The organism is Xanthomonas sp. NCPPB 2864, from assembly GCF_056675615.1.
The window spans coordinates 206820-231648 of record NZ_JBWWVS010000003.1; the positions used below are offsets into that span (position 1 = coordinate 206820).

The following is a 24829-nucleotide window of genomic DNA, read 5'->3' on the forward strand; positions in this document are numbered from 1 at the left end:
CTGCCGCTATAATCGACGCCCGTTTCCCCTCACGCGGTCCCTTGCGCATGTTCGAGTCCCTTACCCAACGTCTCTCCGGCACCATGGAGCGCCTGCGCGGCCGCGGCCGCCTGACCGAGGAGAACATCCGCGAAGCCACCCGTGAAGTGCGCATCGCGTTGCTCGAAGCCGACGTGGCGCTGCCGGTGGTGCAGGCGCTGATCGAGCGCATCAAGGTGCGCGCGGTCGGTCAGGAAGTGCTCAAGTCGCTGACCCCTGGCCAGGCGCTGATCAAGATCGTTCGCGACGAGTTGACCGCCGTGATGGGCGCGGCCGCCACCGACCTCAACCTCAACGTGCCGGCGCCGGCGATCATCCTGATGGCCGGCCTGCAGGGCGCGGGCAAGACCACCACGGTCGGCAAGCTCGCTAAGCACCTGAAGGAAAAGCGCAAGAAGAAGGTCATGGTGGTCTCGGCCGACGTCTACCGTCCGGCCGCGATCGAGCAGCTCAAGACCCTGGCCGAGCAGGTCGGCGTGCTGTTCTTCCCGTCCGACGCCTCGCAGAAGCCGGTCGACATCGTGCGCGCCGCCATCAGCGATGCGCGCAAGTCGTTCGCCGACGTGCTGCTGGTCGATACCGCCGGCCGCCTGGCCATCGATGCGGCGATGATGGAGGAGATCAAGGCGCTGCACGCCGCGGTCAACCCGACCGAAACCCTGTTCGTGGTCGATGCGATGACCGGCCAGGACGCGGCCAACACCGCCAAGGCCTTCGGTGAGGCGCTGCCGCTGACCGGCGTGGTGCTGACCAAGACCGACGGCGACGCCCGTGGCGGCGCCGCGCTGAGCGTGCGCTACATCACCGGCAAGCCGATCAAGTTCGTCGGTACCGGCGAAAAGACCGACGGCCTGGACGTGTTCCATCCCGACCGCGTCGCCAGCCGCATCCTGGACATGGGCGACGTGCTGTCGCTGGTGGAACAGGTCGAGCACAGCGTCGACCAGGAAAAGGCCGCCAAGCTCGCCGCCAAGGTCGCCAAGGGCAAGAAGTTCGACCTCAACGACATGAAGGAACAGCTCGAGCAGATGCAGAACATGGGCGGCATCCATGGGCTGATGGACAAGCTGCCGGGCATGGGCCAGATCCCGGACAACGTCAAGCAGCAGGTCACCGGCAAGGAAGTGCCGCGCATGATCGCGATCATCAACTCGATGACCAAGAAGGAGCGCCGCAACCCGGCTCTGCTCAACGGCTCGCGCCGCGCCCGCATCGCCCGGGGCTCCGGCATGCAGCCGGCCGACGTCAACAAGCTGATGAAGCAGTACCAGCAGATGGAAAAGATGATGGGCAAGCTGGCCGGCGGTGGCATGAAGGGCCTGATGCGCAACATGAAGGGCATGATGGGCGCCATGGGCGGCCGCGGCGGCATGCCGTTCCGTTGAGTTTCAATCGGCGACGCGCGCGGTAAGTCCTTCGACAGGCACGCGTGGCGTTGAACTCGCGCATGACGCGTCATCACTTCAGGCCGCGCACGATGGGTTCGTTTTCGCAGATCGACGCCTTCCAGCAGCGTTTTGGTTTAGGCCTTCCCATCCTGCTCAGCCCCATGGCCGGCGCCTGCCCGGTGCCGTTGTCGGCGGCGGTTGCCGAGGCCGGCGGCATGGGCGCGATGGGTGCGGTGTTGTCGCAACCGCAGGACATCGTGGCGTGGATGACGGCGTTTCGCGACGCGAGCGCCGGGCCTGCGCAGGTCAATCTGTGGATTCCCGATCCGGCCCCTGTGCGCGACGCCGCGGCAGAGGCGCGCGTGCGTGCGTTTGTGTCGCAGTGGGGGCCGCCAGTTCCCGAGGATGCGGGCGACGCAACACCGGCCGACTTCGATGCCCAGTTCGACGCCTTGCTCGCCGCACGGCCCGCCGTCGCCTCATCGATCATGGGCGTGTTTCGGCCCGATCAGGTTGCGCGGCTGAAAAGCGCCGGCATCGCCTGGTTTGCCTGCGCCACCACGCTGGACGAAGCGCGTGCGGCCCAGGCGGCCGGTGCTGATGCGGTGGTTGCGCAGGGCGCCGAGGCCGGTGGGCATCGCGGTGCATTCGATGCCGGTCGCGCCGAGCGGCAGATGACCGGGTTGTTCGCCTTGTTGCCACGATTGGTCGATCACCTGGATCTTCCGGTGATCGCCGCAGGCGGCATCGCCGATGCGCGCGGCATTGCCGCGGCGCTGACGCTGGGCGCGAGCGCCGTGCAGATCGGTACCGGCCTGCTGCGCACGCCCGAGGCGGCGCTGCCCAGTGCCTGGGCGGACGCCCTGGCCCGGGCCGAACCGGAACAGACCCAGCCGACCCGTGCATTTTCCGGCCGGCTGGGGCGTGCGCTCGCCACGCCCTATGTGCGTGCTGCAATTGCCGCCGAGGCGCCGGTGCCGGCGCCGTATCCGGTGCAGCGCGCGCTGACCGCACCGATGCGTCAGGCCGCCGCGCGCGACAACCGTCTGGACGCCATGCAGGCCTGGGCTGGCCAATCGGCCTGGATGGCACCTGCCCAGCCTGCCGCGCAATTGCTAACCCAGTGGTGGGCTGAAGCACAGGCGCTGTTGTGCCGCTGATCTTCTGCAACGGCGCAGTGGCGACAGCGCAGCAGTTGGGCGCGGCCGCATTGATCAATTACGGCCACTTCACCACCCTGCAGGTGCGCGGCGGAGCGGTACGCGGGCTGGACCTGCATCTGCAGCGGCTGCAATACGACGGCGCTGCGCTGTTCGGTGCATCGATCGATGAGGCATCCCTGCGCGCCCAGTTGCGCGCTGCGTTGTCGGCTGCGAACTGCGAAGACGCCAGCGTGCGCATCACCGTGTTTGCGCAGGATTTCGACCTGCGCGATCCATTGCGCCAGCTTGCGCTCGATGTGCTGATCTCCATCGCGCCCGCAGCCCGGATGCCAGCTACCGCGTTGCGCGTGCAGCCGGTCCGTCATGTGCGCGAGCAACCCCGGCACAAGCATGTCGGCACCTTCGCGCTGCTGCATCTGCGTCGCCAGGCCATGGCGGCCGGTTACGACGACGCATTGCTGATCGACGCGCAGGCGCATCTGCTGGAGGGCGCCTTCTGGAATCTGGGCGTGTGGCAGCAGGGCAGGGTGGTGTGGCCGCAAGGGCCGGCGCTGCCCGGCACCCAGCAGCGTCTGCTGCAGGCCGGCCTGCAGACGCTCGGTATTCAGCAGGAGTTTCGCCCGGTCGTGCTGAGCGAGCTGGGCGGTTTCGATGGCGCCTTCAGCTGCAACGCGCGCGGCCAGCAGGCGATCGTGCAAGCCGGCGCGGCGTCGTGGCCGGCGCAGGCCGCGCAGCTGCCATTGCTGGAGCAGGCCCTGCAGACCCAGGCCTGGCAGGGGATCTGAGCGATTCCGGGGTGACTTGGCTTCGCCGCCGGAGCCCGCTATAATCGCCGGCTTACCGCGCCATTCTGGCGACTGGGCAACTCAGGAAAACGACACCATGGTCAAGATTCGACTGACCCGCGGCGGCGCCAAGAAGCGTCCGTTCTACCACATCATCGTGACCGACGTGCGCAGCGCGCGCGACGGCCGCAACATCGAGCGTCTGGGTTACTACAACCCGGTTGCGCAGGGCGCAGAACCGCGCGTCGTGCTGGACGTTGCTCGCGTCGACCATTGGGTCGGCCAGGGCGCTCAGCTGACCGACAAGGTGCGCAACCTGTATCGCGAAGCATCCAAGTCCCAGGCCGCTGCGGCCTGATCCTGGAGGGCCGGGCGCCAGCGCCTGGCCCAGAGTCGACGCAGATGAAGCCGACCGAGCGCCGCATCCTGTTAGGCAGGATTGTCGGCGCTTTTGGTGTCAAGGGCGAGCTCAAGCTCGAATCCTGGACCGAGCCGCGCAGTGCGATCTTCCGGTATCAGCCGTGGATCGTGCGGACGCCCTCGGGGCAGGAATCAGTCGTGAGCGGCGTACGTGGGCGCGATCAGGGCAAGAATCTGATTGCGGTGTTCCCCGACGTCACCGACCGCGACACCGTCGAGGCCATGCACGGAACCGAGATTTACGTCGCGCGCAGCGTGCTGCCGCCACCCAAGCCCGATGAATATTACTGGGTGGATCTGGAAGAGCTGCAGGTGGAAACCGTCGAAGGCGTCAAGCTCGGCACGGTGTCGCACCTGTTTTCCACCGGCTCCAACGACGTGATGGTGGTGCGCGGCGATCGCGAGCGGCTGGTGCCGTTCGTGCTGCCGGATTTCGTCAAGTCGGTCGACTTCGAAGCCAACCTGATCGTGGTGGACTGGGATCCGGATTTCTGACCGGAATGGCGCATCGCGCCGCTCCGCTATTGCTTTCCCCATTCCCACTTCCGATTCCCCAGTGCGCATCGACGTCATCAGCCTGTTCCCCGAGTTCATCGCGCAATGCGCGGCGTTCGGTGTGGTCGGGCGGGCGCAGGAGCGTGGCTTGCTGGAATTGCAGGGCTGGAATCCGCGCGAGCATGCGCAGGGCAATTACCGCCGGGTGGACGATCGTCCGTTCGGTGGCGGGCCCGGCATGGTGATGTTGATCGAGCCGTTGCGGGCCTGTCTGGACGCGGTGCAAGCGGCAGACGCGCGTCCGGCGCCGGTGATCTATCTCAGCCCGCAGGGGCGGCCGCTCACCCAGCCGCTCGCTCGCGAGCTGGCGCAGTTGCCACGCATGGTGTTGCTGTGCGGGCGCTACGAAGGCGTGGACGAGCGCTTTCTGGCGCAGGCGGTGGATATGGAAATCTCCATCGGCGACTACGTGTTGTCCGGTGGCGAGTTGGGCGCGGCGGTGCTGGTGGATGTGGTGACGCGGTTGCAGGAGGGGGTGTTGAACGACGCCGAATCCGCAGCCCAGGACAGTTTCGAAGGCCCGCAAGGCCTGCTCGACTGCCCGCATTACAGCCATCCAGCGACCCATGACTGGGGCGATGTGCCGGAAGTCTTGCGCTCGGGCAATCACGCTGCAATTGCGCGCTGGCGTCGGCAGCAGTCGCTGGGCCGGACCTGGTTGCGTCGCCCGGACTTGCTCGATGAAGCCGGGTTGGACAAGAACGATCGCCGTCTGCTGGACGAGTTTCGCCGCGAACTCGCCCCGGGCGACGAGAAATAAGGGCTCCACCCCTAGCTCTTGCATTATCGATTGGGGTACAATATGCGGCTTGCTGGCCAGCCTTGCGTCTGGCCCTCCTACGAACCTCGAGCAATCGCCGTGCGGCGACTGCCGGTCCAATATCACCAGACACGCGGTGCCCATCATGAGCAAACTCAACAAGACCATCCTGGCTGACTTCGAAGCCGCCCAGATTCAGCGCAAGCTTCCCGAGTTCAACCAGGGCGACACCGTCGTGGTGAACGTCAAGGTGAAGGAAGGCAACCGCGAGCGCGTGCAGGCCTATGAGGGCGTCGTGATCGGTACCAAGAACGCCGGCCTGAACTCCGCGTTCACCGTGCGCAAGATCTCGCACGGCTTCGGCGTCGAGCGCGTGTTCCAGACCCACAGCGCCATCATCGACTCGGTCGAAGTGAAGCGTCGCGGTAAGGTGCGCGCCGGCAAGCTGTACTACCTGCGTGGTCTGGAAGGCAAGGCTGCCCGCATCAAGGAAGATCTGGCCGCCGCTGCACAGGCCAAGGCCGCTCGCCAGGCTGCTGCCAAGGCTGAGTAAGTTACTGGCAGGCTTGTCCTGCTGTTGCCAGACGGCCGCCTTCGGGCGGCCGTTTGCGTTGTGGGGATTGGGGAATCGGGATTGGGGAATCGAGATTAGGGATTAGGGATTAGGGATTCGCCGGTTGTGCGTACGCGATGCTCATAGGCGCGATGCTCATAGGTTTGCACGTGAGCACAGCGGTTGCTGCGCAGTGGGCGGGATGTCTTTTCGTCGCCACTCGGCGAGCGGTGGCGTCGGTCGGCTGGGCCGATCACTCAAGAAATCCCTGCGCGCTGTCTTGATCATTTCAATACAGCGTCTGGCTCCTGCTTTCGCGTGATGTCGGCCGGTGTGGCAGCGTGCCGCCTGGTGCCAGCCGATGTCAGTGCCGGCGGGGCTGTGGCGCGCCTGCGATCGGCGCGGTATCGGCGACCGGCGAGGCCGGATGTGCCGGCACTTCTGCGGCGGCGGCCAGTTCGGCAGGATCTGCCGGCGTGGTCAGCATGCGTGCCTTGCGCCAGCCGCCCCAGCGGTAATACGCCAGCGACAGCAGCATCGAACACAGCGAACTGATCGGAAGACTCCACCAGATGCCATCGGCTCCCAGATGCGGAATCAAGGCGTTTGCCAGCGGCACGCGCACGCCCCACAGACCGAATGCCAGGATCAGCAGCGGCGGGATCACCGCACCGGTGGCCCGCACCACGCCGGAAACCACAAAGCTCACGCCGAACAGCAGGAACGACCAGATTCCGATGTGGTTGAGATGCCGCGCGACCTCCAGTGTCGGGCTGTCGGTCGGCAGGAACAGCGCCAGCGTCCAGCGATCGAACACGATCAGCAGCCCGATCAGCACGCCGGTCATCAGGAAGTTGGCCGCAATGCCGGTGCGTGCGGTCGCATCCACGCGCGTCCACAATCCCGCGCCCACGTTCTGCGCGGCCATCGTCGAACATGCCGCGCCCAGCGCCATCGCCGGCATCTGCACATAGGTCCACAGCTGCAACGCGGCGCCGTAGGCGGCTGCGGTGTCGGTGCCGAAGCCGTTCACCAGCGTCATCATCGCGATCATGGCCAGCGAAATCAGCACCATCTGCAGGCCCATCGGCACGCCTTTGACGATGAGCGCGCGCAGGATCGTCGGCGCGATGCGGAACAGGTGCAGATCGGCGCGGCCCAGCCACAGCACATGGCGTTTGCTGCGCAGATACAGCAGCAAACCGCCCAGTGCCACCGCCTGCGCCAGCAAGGTGGCCCAGGCCGCGCCGGCGATGCCCAGCGCCGGGAACGGGCCCAGGCCGAAGATCAGCAGCGGGTTGAACACGATGTCCAGCACCACCGACACCAGCAAGAAGCGGAATGGCGTGCGGGCATCGCCGGTACCGCGCAGTGCCGCCGACAGGAACGCAAACACATAGATCAGCGGCATCGCCAGGAAGATCACCCGCAGGTACTCCTCGGCCAGTGTCTGCGACGCCGGTGGCGTGCCCATGGCGGTCAACAGATGCGGGGCCAGAAACCAGCCCAGCACCGCGATCAGCGCCGACAGCCCGCCGAAGAAACTGGCACTGGTGCCCATGACCTTGCGCGCCTGCGCGATGTCGCGCGCACCCATTGCCTGGCCGATGAGGATGGTCGAGGCCATGCCGATGCCGAATACCGAGCCGATCAGGAAGAACATGATGCTGTTGGCGTTGGCCGCCGCAGTCAGCGCCGCCTCGCCGAGGTAGCGGCCCACCCAGATCGCATTGATCGAGCCATTGAGCGATTGCGCGATGTTCCCGGCAAGGATCGGCATCGCAAACAGCAGCAGATTCTTGCCGATCGGGCCTTCGGTCAGGACAGCGGATTTGGGCATCGCAGGCGCGCCGTGGTGCGGAAGCTGCGAACACTAGCATTGGCAGGTGTGAGGCGTGCTGTCGCCAGGCCGATGACACGACGCACGCTGTGCGGATCAGTCTGTATGAGTCAGCCAGCGTGTGGAAGGTAGGCTGTACTTGGACGGCAGCCACGCTTGAGTTACAGCGGGCTCGCCCAGATATTTCCCGCTCAACGCAGCCCGTTGCGACGCGCCGATACAGTGGCGATCACGGCAGCGGCCCGCAGCCCATTGGATCCGACGGCAAGCACAACGCGATGACTCAACTGGTGGAACAAGCGACGACGGTCAGGCTGGATGTCTGGCTGTGGGCGGCGCGCTTCTTCAAGACGCGCAGCCTGGCCAAGACGGCGGTGGACAACGGCAAGGTGGACGTCGCCGGCCAGCGGCCCAAGCCCTCGCGCACGCTGCGCAGCGGCGAACAGTTGCGCATCGACCGTGGCGGCGAAATCTTCGAAGTCACCGTTGCCGCGTTGAGCGATGTGCGCGGCCCCGCTCCGGTCGCACAGACGCTGTACGTGGAAAGCGATGCCTCACGCGAGGCGCGGGCGCAATGGCGACTGCAGCGCGCCGCCGAACGTACCGGCTATCGCGCACCCGAGGGCAAGCCGGACAAGCGGGCACGCCGGCTGATCAACGCGCTGGGCGATATCGACGCGTTGTAGCACTGCGCGGGCTATTCGCTGCGAATCGACTGACGGAAACAAGAAACGCCTTGGCATCCGTCATGTTGTTCAATCAATAAAAACGGCGCTTCTCCATCGCGGGGGAAGCGCCGTTCGTGATGCTCTGCTCTCAACCATGCACACCGACCATCTCGACGGGTCCTTGCCCGCTCACCGTCGCGGGACCTTACGCGGCATGGATGCCGCGTAAGAGCCTACACGGACGTACTTGCGGCGTGTCCCGCGATGGTGGGCGGGCAAGGGCCTTGCAGCCAAACCGCAGACCCGCCGCTCCACTGACGTCTTCCGTGCCGAGTCGAGCTCTTGCGTGTATTTCAATACCGCTGCAGGCGCACGCACGATGGCGTGCGCCTTGCCACTCACGCCAGATCGAAACGATCCAGCTGCATCACCTTGGTCCAGGCGGCGACGAAGTCCTGGACGAACTTCTCCTCTGCATCGGCACTGGCATAGACCTCGGCCACCGCACGCAGGATCGAGTTGGAGCCGAACACCAGATCCACGCGCGTGCCGGTCCACTTGGCTTCACCGGTGCTGCGGTCGCGGCCTTCGTAGACCTCCTTCGATTCGGAGGTGGCTTTCCACTCGGTGCGCATGTCGAGCAGGTTGGCGAAGAAGTCGTTGCTCAGCACGCCGGGGCGGGTGGTGAACACGCCGTGGCTCGAGTCGCCGACATTGGCGCCGAGCACGCGCAGGCCGCCGACCAGCACGGTCAACTCGGGCGCGGTCAGCGTCAGCAGCTGTGCCTTGTCGATCAACAGCGCCTCAGCGGGCACCGCATAGCGCTGCTTGGCGTAGTTGCGGAAGCCATCGGCCACCGGTTCCAGCACCGCGAACGATTCGACATCGGTCTGCTCCTGCGAGGCATCGGTGCGGCCGGGTGCGAACGGCACGGTGACGCTGTGGCCAGCGGCCTGTGCGGCATGTTCGACCGCGGCATTACCGGCCAGCACGATCAGGTCGGCCAGCGAGATCTGCTTGCCGCCCGACTGCGCGGCATTGAAGTCGGCCCGGATGCGCTCCAGCGTGCCCAGCACCTGTGCAAGCTGCGCGGGCTGGTTGGCCTGCCAATCCTTCTGCGGTGCCAGACGGATGCGTGCGCCGTTGGCGCCGCCACGCTTGTCCGAGCCGCGGAAGGTCGATGCCGATGCCCACGCGGTGGACACCAACTGCGCCACGCTCAGGCCGGAATCGAGGATGGTCTGCTTGAGGGCGGCGGCGTCCTGCGCATCGACCAGCGGGTGGTCGACGGCCGGCACCGGGTCCTGCCACAGCAATTCTTCGCTCGGCACCTCGGTCCCCAGGTAACGCGAGCGCGGGCCCATGTCGCGGTGGGTGAGCTTGAACCAGGCCCGGGCGAACGCGTCGGCGAACTGGTCGGGGTGTTGGTGGAAGCGACGCGAGATGGCCTCATAGGCCGGGTCGAAACGCAGCGCCAGATCGGTGGTCAGCATGGTCGGCCGATGCTTCTTCGCTGCATCGTGCGCGTCGGGAATGATGGCGTCGGCATTCTTGGCCACCCACTGATGCGCGCCGGCCGGGCTCTTGCTCAGTTCCCACTCGAACTTGAACAGATGGTCGAAGAAGTCGTTGCTCCACTGCGCCGGGGTGGTGGTCCAGGTGACTTCCAGGCCGCTGGTGATGGTGTCGGCACCCTTGCCGCTGCCGTAGCGGTTGTGCCAGCCCAGGCCCTGGCTCTCCAGCTCGCCGGCTTCCGGCTCGGCACCAACGTTGTCGGCCGGGCCGGCGCCGTGGGTCTTGCCGAAGGTGTGGCCGCCGGCGATCAGCGCCACGGTCTCTTCGTCGTTCATTGCCATGCGTGCGAAGGTGTCGCGGATGTCGCGCGCGGCGGCGACCGGGTCGGGCTTGCCATCCGGGCCTTCCGGATTGACGTAGATCAGGCCCATCTGCACGGCGGCCAGCGGATTTTCCAGATCGCGGGTGTGCGGCACTTCGCTGTCGTCATCCTTTACCAGCACGCCGTGCGCTTCGTCCACGCCGGGCGAACCGCGCGAATAGCGCTCGTCGCCACCCAGCCACTTGGTTTCGCGGCCCCAGTACAGGTCCTGATCCGGTTCCCAGGTGTCTTCGCGGCCACCGGCAAAGCCGAAGGTCTTGAAGCCCATGCTTTCCAGCGCGACGTTGCCGGTGAGGATCATCAGGTCGGCCCAGGAGATCGCCTGGCCGTACTTCTGCTTGATCGGCCACAGCAGGCGGCGCGCCTTGTCCAGGCTGACATTGTCCGGCCAGCTATTGAGCGGTGCGAAGCGCTGCTGGCCGCGACCGCCGCCGCCACGCCCATCGCCGATGCGGTAGGTGCCGGCGCTATGCCAGGCCATGCGCACGAACAGCGGCCCGTAATGGCCGAAGTCGGCCGGCCACCAGTCCTGCGAGTCGGTCATCAGCGCACGCAGTTCCTGCTTGAGCGCGGCCAGATCGATGCGCTTGAACGCCTCGGCGTAATTGAAGGTCTGGCCCAGCGGGTTGGACTTGCTCGAATGCTGGCTGAGCAGGTCCACGCGCAACTGCTTGGGCCACCAATCGCGGTTGGTGGTTCCGGTACCGACGACGGCGTGGTTAAAAGGGCACTTTGCTTCGGTTGTCATGGCAATACCTGTGTGCATGAGCACTTGGGGAGCTGTGTGCCGAAACTGCGGACACGTGCTGGTGGAATCGAAACGGTGGGCAATGCGTCAGTTGTGGTCATCGATCGAGGGCGCAGATGCGGCCATGGGAGTCATCGAGAATCGCCGCCGCATGGGCCGATGCTAGCGCCTGCCTGCAGGCGCCGGTATAGGTCGATATGCAGACTGTGACTGGCAGACAGACGCATCAGGCGGGCTCATCGTGGTGGCGTGCGCACACGATAAGCAGCATCGATCGGTTAGGGAATTCGAATTATTCAACCATATCGATAGTGAGACGCTATGGATGACGCGCCGGTGCCGAACCGACCTGCGCCTGCGATCTCAGCGCTTGCCGAACAGGCTGCCGCCGAGCTTCATGACATCGCCCAGTCCAAGCTTCCCGTCGCCGTCCTGATCCAGCACGCTGCCCAGCAAGCCGTTGATCCCGGTGTCGCTGCTGGCGCGCTGCTGTTCCTGCGCCAGGGCCGGGCCGAGCTGGCTGCTGGCATCGGCATTGCCGCCGAGGAAGCGCTTGGCCAGATACGCCATCACGATGGGCGCCAGCAACTGCAACAGTTGATTGGCCTTGCCGGTTTCCAGGCCGGTGGCCTGGCCCAGACCAGCGGCAGCCTGCGGCGCCCTGTCGCCGAACAGATGCCCCACGATACCGGCGCCATTGCCTTGCGCACCGGTGGCCGAGCCGCCGAGCAGCGCACCGAACAGGCTGCCGATGTCCGGGCTGCCGGCATGATCGCGCTGCAAGGCACCCAGCAACGCATCGGTGCCGCCGGCCTGCTGGCTGTTACGGCCCAGGGCGCCCATCAACAGCGGCAGCGCGGTCTGCACCGCCGATTGCGCCTGCTCGGGCGCAATGCCGAGCCGGCTGGCGAGCTGCTGCAACTGCGGGCCTTGCAACTGCGCGGCGAGTTGATCGGTCAACGAGGCGGACGTGGTCATGGGTGTCTCCGGTTGGACAAAACGTTGCCGCAGCGTGCGCCCGTCGCGGCAGCAGAGCAACACGGCACGCGTCGCACTGCAGGGCGAGGGCAGCGATGCCGCACAGTGGCAGTCAAGTCACTTCATCCGACAACAACACAGCAACGGGTTGACCAACCCCGCAAAGCATTAGAGCCAGGCAACTACGCTCCTACGATTCCCGATTCCCGATTCCCGAATCCCCGCACTCAAAGCAACGCCTTCAACCGATACAAGGCTTCCAGCGCCTGCTTGGGCGTGAGTTCGTCCGGGTCCAGCGCCTGCAGCGCTTCCTGCGCAGCGGACGAGGGCGCGGTGAACAGGCCGAACTGTTGCGGGGCGTCCAATGCGGCCGGCGCCATCTGTGCGACATGGCTTTCGCCGCCGCGTTGTTCCAGTTCGGCCAGGCGATGACGCGCCTGGGTTACCGCGGCCTTGGGCAAGCCGGCGAGCGCGGCCACCTGCAGGCCGAAGCTGCGATTGGCCGGGCCGTCCTTGACCGCATGCATGAACACCAGGCGCTCGCCGTGTTCGACTGCGTCCAGATGCACGTTGGCGATGCCGCTGGCACCGCCGGCATGCGACTCGTCGGCCAGTGCGGTGAGCTCGAAGTAATGCGTGGCAAACAGCGTGTAGCAGCGATTGGTATGCGCCAGATGGCGTGCGACGGCATCGGCCAGCGCCAGGCCGTCGTAGGTGGAGGTGCCGCGGCCGATCTCGTCCATCAGCACCAGCGATTGCGGCGTGGCGTGATGCAGGATGTAGCTGGTTTCGGCCATTTCCACCATGAAGGTGGACTGCCCGCGCGCCAGATCGTCGCCCGCGCCGATGCGGGTGAGGATGCGGTCGATCGGCCCGATCACCGCGCGGCTGGCCGGCACATAGCTGCCGATGTGCGCCAGCAGCACGATCAGGGCGTTCTGGCGCATGTAGGTCGATTTACCGCCCATGTTCGGGCCGGTGATGACCAGCATGCGGCGGTCGGCATGCAGCTCCAGATCGTTGGGTTCGAACGGCTGGTCGCGCACCGCTTCCACCACCGGATGGCGGCCGCGTTCGATACGCAGGCAGGGGGCACTCTCCAGTTCCGGCTGCGCCCAGTCCAGCGCCTGCGCGCGCTCGGCGAAGGCGGCCAGCACATCCAGTTCGCTCAATGCACTCGCGCAACGCTTGAGACCTTCCAGCTCGCTGCCGAGTGCATCGAGCAGGCCTTCATACAGCAGTTTTTCGCGCGACAACGAGCGCTCGCGCGCCGACAGCACCTTGTCCTCGAAGCTCTTGAGTTCTTCGGTGATGTAGCGCTCGGCGTTGGTCAGCGTCTGCCGGCGGCTGTAGTGCAGCGGGGCCTTCTCGGCCTGGCCCTTGCTGATCTCGATGTAATAGCCATGCACGCGGTTGTAGCCGACCTTGAGCGTGGCGATGCCGCTGCTGGCGCGTTCGCGCTGTTCCAGGTCGATCAGGAATTGATCGGCATTGGTGGACAGGCGGCGCAACTCATCCAGATCGGCGTCGTAGCCGGTGGCGATCACGCCACCGTCGCTGAGCTTGAGCGGCGGTTGTTCCGCCACTGCGCTGATCAACAGGTGCGCGGTGGCATCGTGCTCGCCGAGTTCGGCGTGCAGCGTCTGCAGGCGCGGCGAATCCAGTGGTGCGAGGATCGTACGCACCTTCGGCAACAGCGCCAGGCCATCGCGCAAGGTGGAAAAATCGCGCGGGCGCGCCGAGCGCAGCGCCACGCGGGTGAGGATGCGTTCCAGATCGCCCAGCGCGCGGAAGGCCTCGCGCACGTCGGCATCGGCGCCGCTGTCGATCAGCGTGCCGACCGCGTGGTGGCGCTGCACCAGCACCTCGCGCAGGCGCAGCGGGCGGTGCAGCCAACGCCGCAGCAGGCGCCCGCCCATCGGCGTGACCGTGCTGTCCAGCACCCCGAGCAAGGTGTTGCGGGTGTCGCCATCGACGCGCGTGTCCAGCTCCAGATGCCGGCGCGTGGCCGCGTTCATCGAGATCGCCTCGCTGGCCACTTCCATCGCGATGGAGGTCAGATGCGGCAGCCGCTGTTTCTGGGTCTCTTCGACATAGCCCAGCAGCGCGCCAGCGGCGGCGGTAGCGCAGGGCTTGTCGTCGATGCCGAAGCCGGACAGGTCGTGCAACTTGAAGAAGGCCAGCAACTGGCGCCGGCCGCTGTCGGCGTCGAACAACCACGGTGGCCGCCGCCGCACGCCGACGCGGCCACGCAGGAACTCCGGCCAGTTGTCTTCGTCGGGCACCAGCAGTTCGGCCGGTTCCAGGCGTGCGATCTCCGCTTCCAGCGCGTCCACGCTGTCCACTTCGTTGACCAGAAAACGCCCGCCGGCCAGATCGGCCCAGGCCAGGCCGTAGCCCTGCTTGCTGCGCGAGATCGCCATCAGCAAGGTGTCGCGACGCTCGTCCAGCAGCGCCTCGTCGGTGACCGTGCCGGGGGTGACGATGCGCACCACCTTGCGCTCGACCAGGCCCTTGGCCAGCGCCGGGTCGCCGATCTGCTCGCAGATCGCCACCGACTCGCCCAACGCCACCAGCCGCGCCAGATAGCCCTCGTAGGCATGCACCGGCACGCCGGCCATCGGGATCGGGGCACCGCCGGAGCTGCCGCGCTGGGTCAGGGTGATGTCGAGCAGCCGCGCAGCCTTGCGCGCATCGTCGTAGAACAGCTCGTAGAAATCGCCCATGCGGAAGAACAGCAGCAGGTCGGGGTAGTCCGACTTGGCGGCGAAGAATTGCTTCATCAGCGGGGTGTGCTCTACAGCCCCGTTAGCGTTCTTGGTTTTTTCTTTTGTATCAGTGCTTTGCAAGAAATGTTCTTCCGGGATGTGGCGGTCAATCAGGGTCGCCAGCGGCGAGTAACGGTGATTTGTTGCGAGGCTGTTGCGACGACCCTCCAAACGAGATCAATCGATGTTGCGACGAAACGGACGAAGCGTTGGAATGGCACAGGATGTTGCGACGGATCCAGGAGCCGTCTCACGTCGGCGCGGATGCAAGTTTAAGCCCACCCACCGACAAATCCTTGCGCTGGCGGTCGAGAGGGTGCCGGCCCTGGGGCCCGGTGGGCGATTGGCCGTTGCGCCGGGGCCTTCAAACGTCCATTGCCGGATCGCTCAACGCATACCGGCGCTGTCGCGGATGAATCTGCGATAGCGGCGCTGGTGCGCACGGCTGCCGGCTGGGCGGCCTGATCCCTGAGCGTGTGGCTCGGTCAGCTCGGGCACGTGCCGCTACATCATGACCTGTGGACTTGCCGCAAGTCAGTACCAGCCAAGATGAGACGTCGACGGTCAATGTTGATGACAAAACTTGGCAGGTGTTGGCGCGCCGACGCTGTCGCGCAGTCCTTGCTGGTTGTCGTCGGCCAGCCATTGTGCGTTCTGTTCGCGGAACGCGCTTCGCGTACGCAAGATGCAGCCACGCGGGCCCCAACAACGCAGCGTGCGGCGCGGCCATCAGCCGTCAAACGACGCATGCCCGGCTTGCTTGGCACGCTGTTCGGCGCTCGCCGCGCAAAGGCCGCGTGTGCGCGGTGCATTGCACGAACCGCCTGTTGTTTTGGGACTCTTTCGCCTTGGGAAAAGCTAAGATCGAAACTTGTGCAAAGTCGGAGGCGCTAATGATCGATCGTCGTACCTTTCTTGCCACGGGTGTGGTGGCCGCCGCCAGCTTCAGTGCCTCGGCAGCTCGCATCGCGCAAACGCCACGCGCCAGCAGCCCCGCGCCGTGGGGTGCGGTGCCCAGTGCGCGACAGCTGCGCTGGCATCGGTGGGAGCAATACGCCTTCGTGCATTTTGCGATGAACACCTTCACCGACAAGGAATGGGGCTACGGCGACGAGGATCCGCGCAAATTCGATCCCAGCGATTTTTCAGCCGATCAAATTGTTGCTGCTGCCAAGGCCGGCAATCTGAAAGGGCTTATTTTCACGGCCAAGCATCACGATGGGTTTTGTCTTTGGCCGACGCGCCTGACCGAGCATTGCATCCGGAACTCGCCCTACAAGAACGGCAAGGGTGACATCGTCGGCGAAATGGCAGCGGCGTGTCGTCGCGCTGGCCTGGCGTTCGGCATCTATCTGTCCCCCTGGGATCGCAATCATGCCGAGTATGGGCGTCCCGGCTATCTCGACTATTTCCGCAAGCAGATCGTCGAACTCTGCACAGGCTATGGCGACCTGTTCGAGTTCTGGTTCGACGGCGCCAATGGCGGCGACGGCTACTACGGTGGAGCGCGCGAATCGCGCAAGATCGATGCGCCCGCTTACTACAACTGGCCACGGATGATCGAGCTGGTGCATCGGCACCAGCCGATGGCCTGCACCTTCGACCCGCTCGGCGCCGATATCCGCTGGGGCGGCAACGAGGACGGTATCGCCGGCGATCCGAGCTGGCCAACCATGCCCAATGCCCCGTATACCCAGGAAAACGGCAATTCCGGTGTGCGCGGTGGTGCGCTGTGGTGGCCGGCCGAAACCAACACCTCGATCCGCCCTGGCTGGTTCTACCATGCCGATGAAGACGGCAAGGTGCGCAGCCCGGAGAATCTGGTGCGCTATTTCGACACCTCGGTCGCGCGTGGCACCAACATGAACCTCAATCTTCCGCCCGATCGACGCGGCCGCATCCCCGACCACGATGTGGCTGTGCTGCAGAGTTTTGGCGACGCGATCCGCGCCAGCTTCGCCATCGATCTGGCCAAGGGTGCCAAGGCCAGTGCCAGCGCATCGCGTGGCCCAGGATTCGAGCCGGCGCGCGTCCTCGACCGCCAGCCGGACAGCTACTGGTCCACGCCGAACGAGGTCACCGCGCCGACGCTGACGCTGGAGTTGTCGGCGGTGCACAGCTTCGATCTGATCCGGCTGCGCGAGTATCTGCCGCTGGGGGTGCGCGTCACCCGCTTCGCGGTCGAAGCCGAGGTCGATGGGCAATGGCGGCGGCTGGCCGAAGCGCAGTGCATCGGTGCACAGCGCATCGTGCGGCTGGAGCGCCCGGTCGCCGCACGCCGGGTGCGCCTGGTCGTGCTGGAGGCGCCGGTCTGCCCGGCGATCAGCGAATTTGCGCTGTTCCGCGCCGTTGCGCCCGTGCCGGTCGCGCGGCCGACCGCGAACGCGCCAGACGTGCTGTCCACCGCCGGCTGGCGAATCGTCGAGGCCAGCGCGCCAGGGGCAGACACGTTGCTCGACGACGATGCCAGTACGATCTGGATCACGCCCGCTCCCACGCCGGGCCATCCCGTACAAGCGACCATCGACCTCGGTGCGTTGGGTCAGGTTGCCGGTTTCAGCCTCACGCCCTCGCGTACGGTGATGAACGGTGCGGCGCCACCGAAGGGCTATCGCGCCGAAACCAGCGAAGATGGCCAGCGCTGGCAGCCGGCTGGTGCCGGCGAGCTGTCCAATATCGCCTATGCGCTCTCGACCCAGCGCCTGAATTTCCCCGAGGTCCGCCAGATCCGCTACCTACGGCTGTCGTTTGCGGAGACGGCGGTGCCAGCCGACCGGTTGGCGATCGCGGGTATCGGTGCGTTCTCGCGCTTGCGATGAGGCTTGCGCTCCCGCGCCGCCATGCGCCGCGCGGGAGCACATCGTTGCGGTGATGCAGTGTCGCGTGCCTGAGATGGATCAGGCGAAGCGATGCAGATAGCAATCACGTGTTCGCAGCACGCGGTGACCTGAATCTTGAACCGTGCTTGCACACGGCCGTTCCGGATGGCGCGCTATGGTGCGCGGCGCACGAGGCAAGCGAGTCGGTTGGGTATGGAACAGAAACAGCAAGAGTGGATGCAGGCCGTGACCGAGGCGCTCAGCGACCTGCTGGCCGCACGCGTGGCGCAGGCCACGCTGCTGGAGGCGATGATGGTCTCGCATCCCGATCCGGTGATGCTGCGCAAGGCGTGGGACGAGCTGTCGTCCCAGCGCATCGCATATGTGGCGCAGAAAAAAGCGGTCGCTGCCGATCCGCAGCCGATGGATGCCTACACGCTTGAGCAGTTCCAGGCGTGGGAAGAAAAGCTCAGCCGCTACTTTCCGCGTGCGCCGGATGCAGGGAGCACGGATGCGTGAACCGGCTCGCCAGTGGTCCAGTCGCCGGGCGTAACAGCGGTGGGCCGGGCTGGTGTGACCACTGCATGTCGTCTGCGCACGCAGGCGCAGGCGCCTGACTGTGCCGGGAGCCAGTCATGGCTCCCAGTCCTGCGGTCGGTTGGTGCCGACATGGTTCCTGATAATCACTGCAGCCGCTGCTACGGCCTGCGTCAGGCCACCGATGCGCGCAGTTTGGCCTTGTCGGCATCCAGGCGCAGGGTGGCAGCGGCAAGGCCGGGTGCGGTGGCCTGCAAGACGATGCTGCCGGCGCTGCGCGTGCTCTGCAGCAGGGCCGCACACAGTCCATTGAAGGCCTTGCGTTGCGGCGCCTTGTCGTCCTCATGGCTGGCAGGGTCGCCGTTGCCCACGCCGATCAACCGCGCAGGGCCGCGCAGCGCGAACTGCACCAGGTTGTCGGCGGTCGGCACCAGGCGGCCCTGCGCATCGACGATCTCCACCTTGACCACCGCCACGTCTTCGGCATCCGCGCGCACTGCATTGCGGTCGCAGCTCAGGCGGATCGCTGCCGGTTTGCCGGCTGTCTCGCGGCGCTCGCTGAGCACCAATTTGCCGCCGCGATAGCCGCGTGCCTCGATCACGCCCGGTGCGTAGGCCACGCGCCATTCGACATGGCCATAGGCCGGCACCTGCTGCAGGCCCTGGCTGACGCCGTTGACCAACAGTTCCACCGCTTCGAGATTGCTGTGGCACCAGACCTGGACGCGGCCCTTGTCATCGGGCTGGAGCAGGCCGTCCCAGTTCCAGTGCGGGAACAGATGCAGCACCGGTTCGCTGGTCCATTGCGCGCGGTAGTACCAGTAGTTGTCCTTGGGAAACCCGCAGCTGTCGAGCACGCCGAACTGCGAGGCGACATTCGGCCAGCGGTTGTAGGGCGTGGGTTCGCCGCGGTAATCGAAGCCGGTCCAGATAAAGCCGCCAGCGATATACGGGCGCTGCGCGACATAGCTCCACCAGGCTTCGGCGGTGCTGGCCCACCATGGGTGGTCGGTGTCGTAGGCGCGGGTGTAGCCGCGCGCGTCGTCGCGCTGGTAGTTACCGCGCACCGACACCGTGCTGCCGGTTTCGCTGCCGTAGATCGGAATGTGCGGGTATTGCGCGTGGAAGCCATCCATTTGGCTGGTGCGGTAGTTGAAGCCGACCACATCCACGACCTGGCCAACGCCATCGCCAAAGCCCTTGTCCATGGCGAAGGTGGTGGGGCGGGTGGGATCGAGCTGGCGCACGCGTTGCTGCATGCGGCTGACGATGCGCGCGCCGCGCTCGGTGACCTGCTGCGGCTCTTCGTTGCCGAGCGACCACAGGATCACGCTGGGATGATTGCGCCCGCGCCGCACCATCGTCTCCAGCTCGCCCATCGCCTCGGGGTCGGTGGACATGCGGCGGGTTTCCTCGATCACGAACATGCCGAGCCGGTCGCACAGCGCGAGCAGTTCGGGTGTGGCCGGATTGTGCGAGCTGCGGTACGCGTTGCAGCCCATCGATTTGAGCTGGCGCAGGCGCCATTCGTGCAGGCTGTCGGGGATGGCGGTGCCGACGCCGGCGTGGTCCTGGTGATTGTTGGTGCCGTGCAGCTTGAGTGGCGCACCGTTCAACAGGAAGCCGCGCTGTGCATCGAAGACGGCCGTGCGCACGCCGAACGGGGTGACCAGCGCATCCACCGCCTTGCCATGGCTGTGCACGCTGGTGGTCAGGCGGTAGAGCTGCGGGGTGTCGATCGACCATAGCGCCGCTTCGCCGAGCGGCAGGGTCTGTTCGACGAGGTGCACCTGGCCGGGTGCAACGGTGACCGCGGTACTGGCTGCCTGTGCGACGACGCGTCCATCCGGCGCGGTCACGCGCGCCTGCACCGTGCACTGGCGCGGGGTGCTGCCGTCGTTGCGCACCTCGGTGGACAGCTGCGCGGTGGCGGTGGTGCCTTGCAGCGTGCTGCGCACGAACACGCCGTCCTGCGGCAGGTGCAGCGGGTCGGTCTTGTGCAACCACAGATGGCGATAGATGCCGGCGCCTTCGTAGAACCAGCCTTCGCCCAGCGTGGCATCCACGCGCACCGCGATCAGGTTGGGCTTGCCGTAGTCGAGCACCTCGCTGAGGTCGACCTCGAACCCGCAATAGCCGCTGGCATTGCGCCCGACGATGTGGCCATTGCAGAACACGATGCAGTCGCGGAACACGCCGTCGAACACCAGGCTGATGCGCTTGCCCAGATCGTCTGCGGGAATTTGCAGCACGCGGCGATACCAGCCGACGCTGGTCTCCGGAAAGCTCGTGCCCAGTGGCTTGTAGCCGTGCGCGGCGGCCGGATCTTCCTCGGTGATGGTGGCCGAGATCGGTTCCTGCCGGAAGGGCAGTGTGACGGCCCAGTCGTGCGGCAGATCCAGCAGTTCCCAGCCACTGTCGTCGAAGCCGAGTTGCGCGGCGGTGGCGGTGTCCTTGCCCGCCTTGGCGAAGCTGCGCTGGAAGGTGCCGAACTCGAAGTCGCGCGCTGGGTCGCTGGCATGGCCCAGATGGAAGCGCCAGCCGAAGTCGAACAGCAGCCGTTCGCGCGGTGCCAGGGCTGCATCGCCGAGCGCGGCAGGCGGCGTGGCGGTGTTACCTGCAGCTGGTGCAGCAGCTGCGATGGCGGGCAGCAACGCACCGGCCGTACCGACCGGAAGTGCGGCGCTCACGCCACTGGCGAGCATGCCGCGCAGCAGTTCGCGGCGATTGATGCCGGTCATGGCTGGGTCCTCTTGTCGGTATCCGCAGCGTTGCCTGGTGTGCCCGCAGCAGGCTTGCTTGTCGTTGCAGGCACGCCGGTATACGGATGGCGCATGAAATCGATCGCCGGCAGCACTTCATTGGCGTGCTTGAAGTCGAAGAAGCTGGCGTTTTCCCACGACGAGCCGGTGCCCCAGCGTGTCTTGCAGCTGCTGCTGGTCCATGCCGGCTCCCAGTACACGACGCCGGCGCCGCCGGTGTCGATCACCAGCTGGGTGAGATCGACCATGTAGCGGAACTGGCCCTGCGGCGTGGCCGGGTAGCCGGGAATCAGCGAGTCTTGGCCGAGCAGATTGTGCGAGGTGTCGCCGGAGTCCAGCGTCCACGGATAGGCGGTTTCCACCACCACTACGTCGGCATCAAAGCGGCCGCGCAGGCGCTTGATGGTCTTGCCCAGCTCGGCCATCGACTGGGTCGACCACTTGCGGTAGTAGCTGATGCCGATCAGATCGTAGTCGGTGACGCCGGCCTTGGTCGCGGCGGCAAACCACGGTTCCACATTCTCCGGCTGGGCGATATGCAGCATCACCCGCGGCTTGATCGCCGAGCGTGCGCCGATGTCGCGTACCGCCTTGATGCCGGCGTTGAACAGCTTGGCGTTGCGCTGCCAGTCGATGGGGCGCTTTTTGTCCCACGGCTTGCTGTCCATCAGATCGGAATTGCTTTCGTTGCCCACTTGCACCAGCTCCGGCATCAGGCCGGCACGGTCGAGCGCGCTGAGCGTGTCATAGGTGAAGCCGTAGAGCGTGCGTGCCAGTTCATCGGTATCGGTGATGCTGGCCCAGGCCTTGGGAATCAGCTGTTTTTCGCCGTCGGCCCAGTCGTCGGAATAGTGCAGGTCCAGCAGCACCTGCATGCCTTGCGCGCGTGCGCGTGCGATGGTCTTCTTGACGTCGGACAGGTCGCTGTAGCGGGTCCAGCGGGCATCGTTCCACAACCGCACGCGCACCAGATTGGCGCCGTGCGCATGGAACAGTTCGAACGGGTCCTTGACCACGCCGTTCTCGCGGTACTGCACACCGCATTCCTCCATCTCGTTGACGTAGGACAGGTCCGCGCCCAGATACAGCGTGGCGGGGGCCGGGGCGGCGTGTGCGAAGGTGGAGATGGCCAGCGCGAGCAGCGCGGGCGTCCAGAGGCGGCGTGTGGAGCGCATGCAATTCCTCGACAGATGAAACGCGGAGCGGGTGACAGCCTGCCGCATGCGGCGGTGCCGTCGTGCGGGCGGTGCGCGCAATCACAACGTCAGTGACGTAGGCGATTGCGCACACCGCGCGCAGTGGTGGAGCAGGCGTGCAACAGCGGTGTCAGCGGTGCTTTAGAACTTGTAGGTCGCTTCCAGCGCGTAGCGACGGCCGAACACCTGATAGCCGCCGTCGTCCTGGTTGGCCAGACGGTTGGGCTTGTTGTCGGTGTAGGCGCGCAGCGGTTCGTTGGTGAGGTTGCCGGCCTGGAAGCGGAAACCGAGCTGCTTGCTGTACTGCCAGTTCAGGCTCAGATCCACCGTGCCTTCGCTCTGCAGCCGTGCCAGCCGCGCCGCATTCCAGCCGTACACCACGGTGTAGGGGCTGTGGTACTTGTAACCCACGCGCGCCTCGAAGCTGCCGTTGCTGTACCACAGGTCGAAGGTGCCGGTCTTGCGTGCCAGCCCGCTCAGCGGCAGCGGGTTGTCTTCCGGTGAGAATTCCTTGAGGTTGGAATCGACCAGCGAGAAGTTGGAGTAGACGCCGAAGTTTTCCATGTGCGGGATGAAGTAGAACGGCGTCTGGAAGGTGAGTTCCACACCGTTGATATGCCCGCCGCCGCCATTGAACGGCGCACTGACCAGGTAATCCAGGCCGTTGATCACTTCGCGGTCGGTGCGGTAGCCGATGCTGGAATCCACTTCCTTGCGATACACCGCAATCGCCGCCAGCGCTTCCTTGTGGAAGTACCACTCGTAGGACAGGTCGACCTGGGTGGCCTTGAATGGATCCAGCTGCGGGTTGCCGCCGCTGCCGGTGAGCTGGCCGACGGTGACGTTGGGGTCGTCCAAGCGCCGGCCGGTGCGCAACTCGTCCAGTGGCGGACGTGCGATGACCTTGGCCACCGCAAAGCGCAGGATGCGTTGATCGTCGATCAGGAAGTTGACGGTGGCACTGGGCAACACGTCGGTATATTCCTTGCTGTCGCTGCTGGCCTGCACGGTGGTGCCGACCGAATCGAAGCCGTCGCTGGTGGTCTTGGTGTTGACCAGGCGCACGCCGATGTTGCCGGTGACATCGGTGCCGAACAGCTGCGAGCTGAACACCGCCTTGGCGAAGGCTTCGCGCACGTCTTCCTTGACGTTCCAGTGGTCGAGCAACTGCTCGTCGAGCGTGGCCGGGTCGAAACCGCCGAAGCCGATCTGGGCGATGGCATCCATGTTGCCGCCGGTCAGCGTGGGCACGTTCAAGTCCGGCATGGTGACCGGATAGATCAGGCCCTGGTACGCCGAGATCGGTTGGTCGTAACCGGACTGGTTGCTGATGAAGCGGCGGTTCTGCTTCTCGCGGCGCGCGGCGCGTGCGCCGAATTCCAGTGAGGTGAACGCCGCGGCATCGACCGGGCGGCTGGCGTTGAGCGCCAGCGCGGCGATCTTGTCGCGTAGCCCCTGCGGCTCGGTCTGGCCGGCGATGCCCCACTCGGGCGTGTCCGAGCTGGTGCTGATGGTGGGGGTGACGCTGCGGCGGAAATCGAACGAGACGGTGTCCGGGTTGCTGCCGAAGCGCACCGCCTGCCAGGTGTTGTCGCGCTTGGCCTGCGAGAACGACAGGTCGCTGCCCAGCGTCCACACGTCGCCGCTCCACTTGGCGTTGAGGCCGCCGGCGGTGAGCGTCTTGACCTCGTTGTAGTGGCTGACCACATGGTCGACCTGCAGGTTCGAGTTGGCCAGCGTGCCGGCCACCACGTCGCCATCGACGATAGTGTAGGACGAGCCCGGCGTGGTGTACGGATTGGCGCCGGTCGAGAAGGTGCTGTAGGCCAGGCCGTTGAACCAGTTCTGCAACTGGTCCTCGTCGATCTCGATACGCGAATACAGGCCGTCGAACTTCAACTCGAAGTTGCCCGAGCGCCATTGCACCGTGCCCATCGCACCGGTGCGGGTCTGCTCGGTGAGCTTGAGCTGGTCGGCCGCGCCCCACGGGGTCGGGTCCACGCGGCCGTCGCCGTCCACATCGCGCGAGGTGGTGGCATCGGTATAGCCCCAGCTGCCGATCGAGGAGTTGGAGTTCTTCTGTTTCTGGTAGGTGGCACCCAGCGCAACCGCGAGGTTGTCGTTAATCTGGTGCACCCAGCTGGCACCGAAGCGGCTGCCCCACGGGGAATAGCCGTCCACGTCCTTGGCGTGGTCGTAGAACACCGGGCCGGCGGTGCCGACAAAGCCCGGGCCGGTGTAGTCCAGCGGGCTGATGGTGGAGATGTCCACCGTCGCGGCAAGGCCGCCGGCGACCAGGTCCGCCGACTGGGTCTTGTAGACCTTGACGGTGGAGACGATCTCGGTGGGAAACACTTCCCAGCGCACGGCGCGATTGGGCTCGGAGGAGGCGATTTCGCGCCCGTTGACGGTGCCCATGGTCATGCGCGGGCCAAGGCCACGCACGGTGGCCAGGCTCTCGTTGCCGCGGTCGCGGGTACCGTTGACGCCGGGCAGGCGCACCAGCGCTTCGGCGACGGTGACGTTGGGCATCTGGCCCATGTTGTCGGCGGAGATCACTTCCATGACGTGATCGGACATCTGCTTGGCCTGCACCGCCTGGTTCAGGCTGGCGCGCTGGCCGATCACGGTGATGTTGTCGAGCGTGACCGGCGGCGCAGCCGTGGTGGTGGCATCAGTGGCCGGCGGCGCGGCAGGCGCGCTGTCCTGTGCGTGCGCACTGAACGCGGTGGCCAGCACACAGGCGATGGTGGTGCAGAGAACGTCGCGCACGGGGGTGCGGCGCAGGCGCATGCGCCGGCTGGCCGGGTGGCCGGTGTGGTGAACGGGCATCGTTTGATCCCTCCCAGGACAAAGTTACCGAATGGACTAGTGGCCGCTGGTGCGGCGCTGTGGCGCGGCTGCGCGTTGGCGTGTCCAACGCGGGCATGGCGGTTGCTGCGGTGTGGAGCTG

At 66.0% G+C, this 24829-nt stretch carries 17 protein-coding genes; 10 read left to right on the top strand and 7 right to left on the bottom strand.

Going from position 1 to position 24829, the window contains the following annotated elements; translation table 11 throughout:
* Positions 1 to 47: 47 nt before the first annotated feature.
* The 7 genes from ffh to rplS all read left to right on the top strand — a co-directional run bounded on the left by ffh (position 48) and on the right by rplS (position 5663).
* On the top strand, positions 48 to 1424 hold the full coding sequence (gene ffh / locus AC1KVE_RS09225) for a signal recognition particle protein (RefSeq protein ID WP_016901489.1): 1377 nt from the start codon (positions 48 to 50) through the stop codon (positions 1422 to 1424).
* A 92-nt stretch (positions 1425 to 1516) separates the two neighbouring features.
* Complete coding sequence (locus AC1KVE_RS09230) at positions 1517 to 2587, top strand: NAD(P)H-dependent flavin oxidoreductase (RefSeq protein WP_481092334.1); 1071 nt, start codon at positions 1517 to 1519, stop codon at positions 2585 to 2587.
* A complete protein-coding gene (locus AC1KVE_RS09235) occupies positions 2578 to 3375 on the top strand; it encodes an aminotransferase class IV family protein (protein WP_435014782.1) in 798 nt (265 codons plus the stop codon). Before AC1KVE_RS09230 ends, AC1KVE_RS09235 begins: the two co-directional genes overlap by 10 nt.
* A 97-nt stretch (positions 3376 to 3472) precedes the next feature.
* A complete protein-coding gene (rpsP, locus tag AC1KVE_RS09240; protein WP_011036396.1) occupies positions 3473 to 3733 on the top strand; it encodes a 30S ribosomal protein S16 in 261 nt (86 codons plus the stop codon).
* Positions 3734 to 3777: 44 nt separating this feature from the next.
* Positions 3778 to 4290 (top strand): ribosome maturation factor RimM, encoded by a 513-nt coding sequence (gene rimM / locus AC1KVE_RS09245; RefSeq protein WP_016901486.1) that lies wholly within the window; start codon positions 3778 to 3780, stop codon positions 4288 to 4290.
* A gap of 61 nt (positions 4291 to 4351) precedes the next feature.
* Positions 4352 to 5110, top strand: a complete 759-nt coding sequence (gene trmD / locus AC1KVE_RS09250) for a tRNA (guanosine(37)-N1)-methyltransferase TrmD (protein ID WP_054590930.1) — start codon at positions 4352 to 4354, stop codon at positions 5108 to 5110.
* A gap of 145 nt (positions 5111 to 5255) precedes the next feature.
* Positions 5256 to 5663, top strand: a complete 408-nt coding sequence (rplS, locus tag AC1KVE_RS09255) for a 50S ribosomal protein L19 (RefSeq protein WP_005989873.1) — start codon at positions 5256 to 5258, stop codon at positions 5661 to 5663.
* Between the two features lie 364 nt (positions 5664 to 6027).
* Here the strand turns inward: rplS and AC1KVE_RS09260 are convergent, their stop codons facing one another.
* The gene (locus tag AC1KVE_RS09260) at positions 6028 to 7503 is read right to left on the bottom strand and encodes an MATE family efflux transporter (RefSeq protein WP_039810029.1); all 1476 of its coding nucleotides are present in this window, start codon (positions 7501 to 7503) and stop codon (positions 6028 to 6030) included.
* Between the two features lie 278 nt (positions 7504 to 7781).
* Between AC1KVE_RS09260 and AC1KVE_RS09265 the strand changes: the two genes are divergently transcribed.
* Positions 7782 to 8189: an RNA-binding S4 domain-containing protein gene (locus AC1KVE_RS09265; protein WP_039528472.1), complete on the top strand. Its 408-nt coding sequence runs from the start codon at positions 7782 to 7784 to the stop codon at positions 8187 to 8189.
* Between the two features lie 380 nt (positions 8190 to 8569).
* Here AC1KVE_RS09265 and katG read toward each other — a convergent pair whose 3' ends face one another.
* The 3 genes from katG to mutS all read right to left on the bottom strand — a co-directional run bounded on the left by katG (position 8570) and on the right by mutS (position 14577).
* On the bottom strand, positions 8570 to 10816 hold the full coding sequence (gene katG, locus AC1KVE_RS09270; protein ID WP_184455347.1) for a catalase/peroxidase HPI: 2247 nt from the start codon (positions 10814 to 10816) through the stop codon (positions 8570 to 8572).
* 363 nt (positions 10817 to 11179) lie between these two features.
* Positions 11180 to 11794: a DUF937 domain-containing protein gene (locus AC1KVE_RS09275; RefSeq protein WP_166771059.1), complete on the bottom strand. Its 615-nt coding sequence runs from the start codon at positions 11792 to 11794 to the stop codon at positions 11180 to 11182.
* Positions 11795 to 12021: 227 nt separating this feature from the next.
* Entirely contained in the window at positions 12022 to 14577 is a 2556-nt protein-coding gene (gene mutS, locus AC1KVE_RS09280; RefSeq protein ID WP_434982975.1) for a DNA mismatch repair protein MutS, read from the bottom strand.
* Between the two features lie 878 nt (positions 14578 to 15455).
* On the opposite strand from mutS, the gene AC1KVE_RS09285 reads away from it, so the two are divergent.
* Both AC1KVE_RS09285 and AC1KVE_RS09290 read left to right on the top strand, forming a co-directional pair.
* Positions 15456 to 17381 (top strand): alpha-L-fucosidase, encoded by a 1926-nt coding sequence (locus AC1KVE_RS09285; protein WP_481092379.1) that lies wholly within the window; start codon positions 15456 to 15458, stop codon positions 17379 to 17381.
* Between the two features lie 165 nt (positions 17382 to 17546).
* Positions 17547 to 17900: a hypothetical protein gene (locus AC1KVE_RS09290; RefSeq protein WP_481092380.1), complete on the top strand. Its 354-nt coding sequence runs from the start codon at positions 17547 to 17549 to the stop codon at positions 17898 to 17900.
* A 191-nt stretch (positions 17901 to 18091) separates the two neighbouring features.
* On the opposite strand, the gene galA is transcribed toward AC1KVE_RS09290, so the two are convergent.
* The 3 genes from galA to AC1KVE_RS09305 form a co-directional block, all read right to left on the bottom strand.
* Positions 18092 to 20659, bottom strand: coding sequence for a beta-galactosidase GalA (gene galA / locus AC1KVE_RS09295; protein WP_481092335.1), 2568 nt, complete (start codon positions 20657 to 20659; stop codon positions 18092 to 18094).
* Entirely contained in the window at positions 20656 to 21855 is a 1200-nt protein-coding gene (locus tag AC1KVE_RS09300; RefSeq protein WP_104624259.1) for a glycoside hydrolase family 53 protein, read from the bottom strand. Before AC1KVE_RS09300 ends, galA begins: the two co-directional genes overlap by 4 nt.
* Before the next feature lie 162 nt (positions 21856 to 22017).
* Entirely contained in the window at positions 22018 to 24708 is a 2691-nt protein-coding gene (locus AC1KVE_RS09305) for a TonB-dependent receptor (RefSeq protein ID WP_126965705.1), read from the bottom strand.
* Positions 24709 to 24829: the final 121 nt, after the last annotated feature.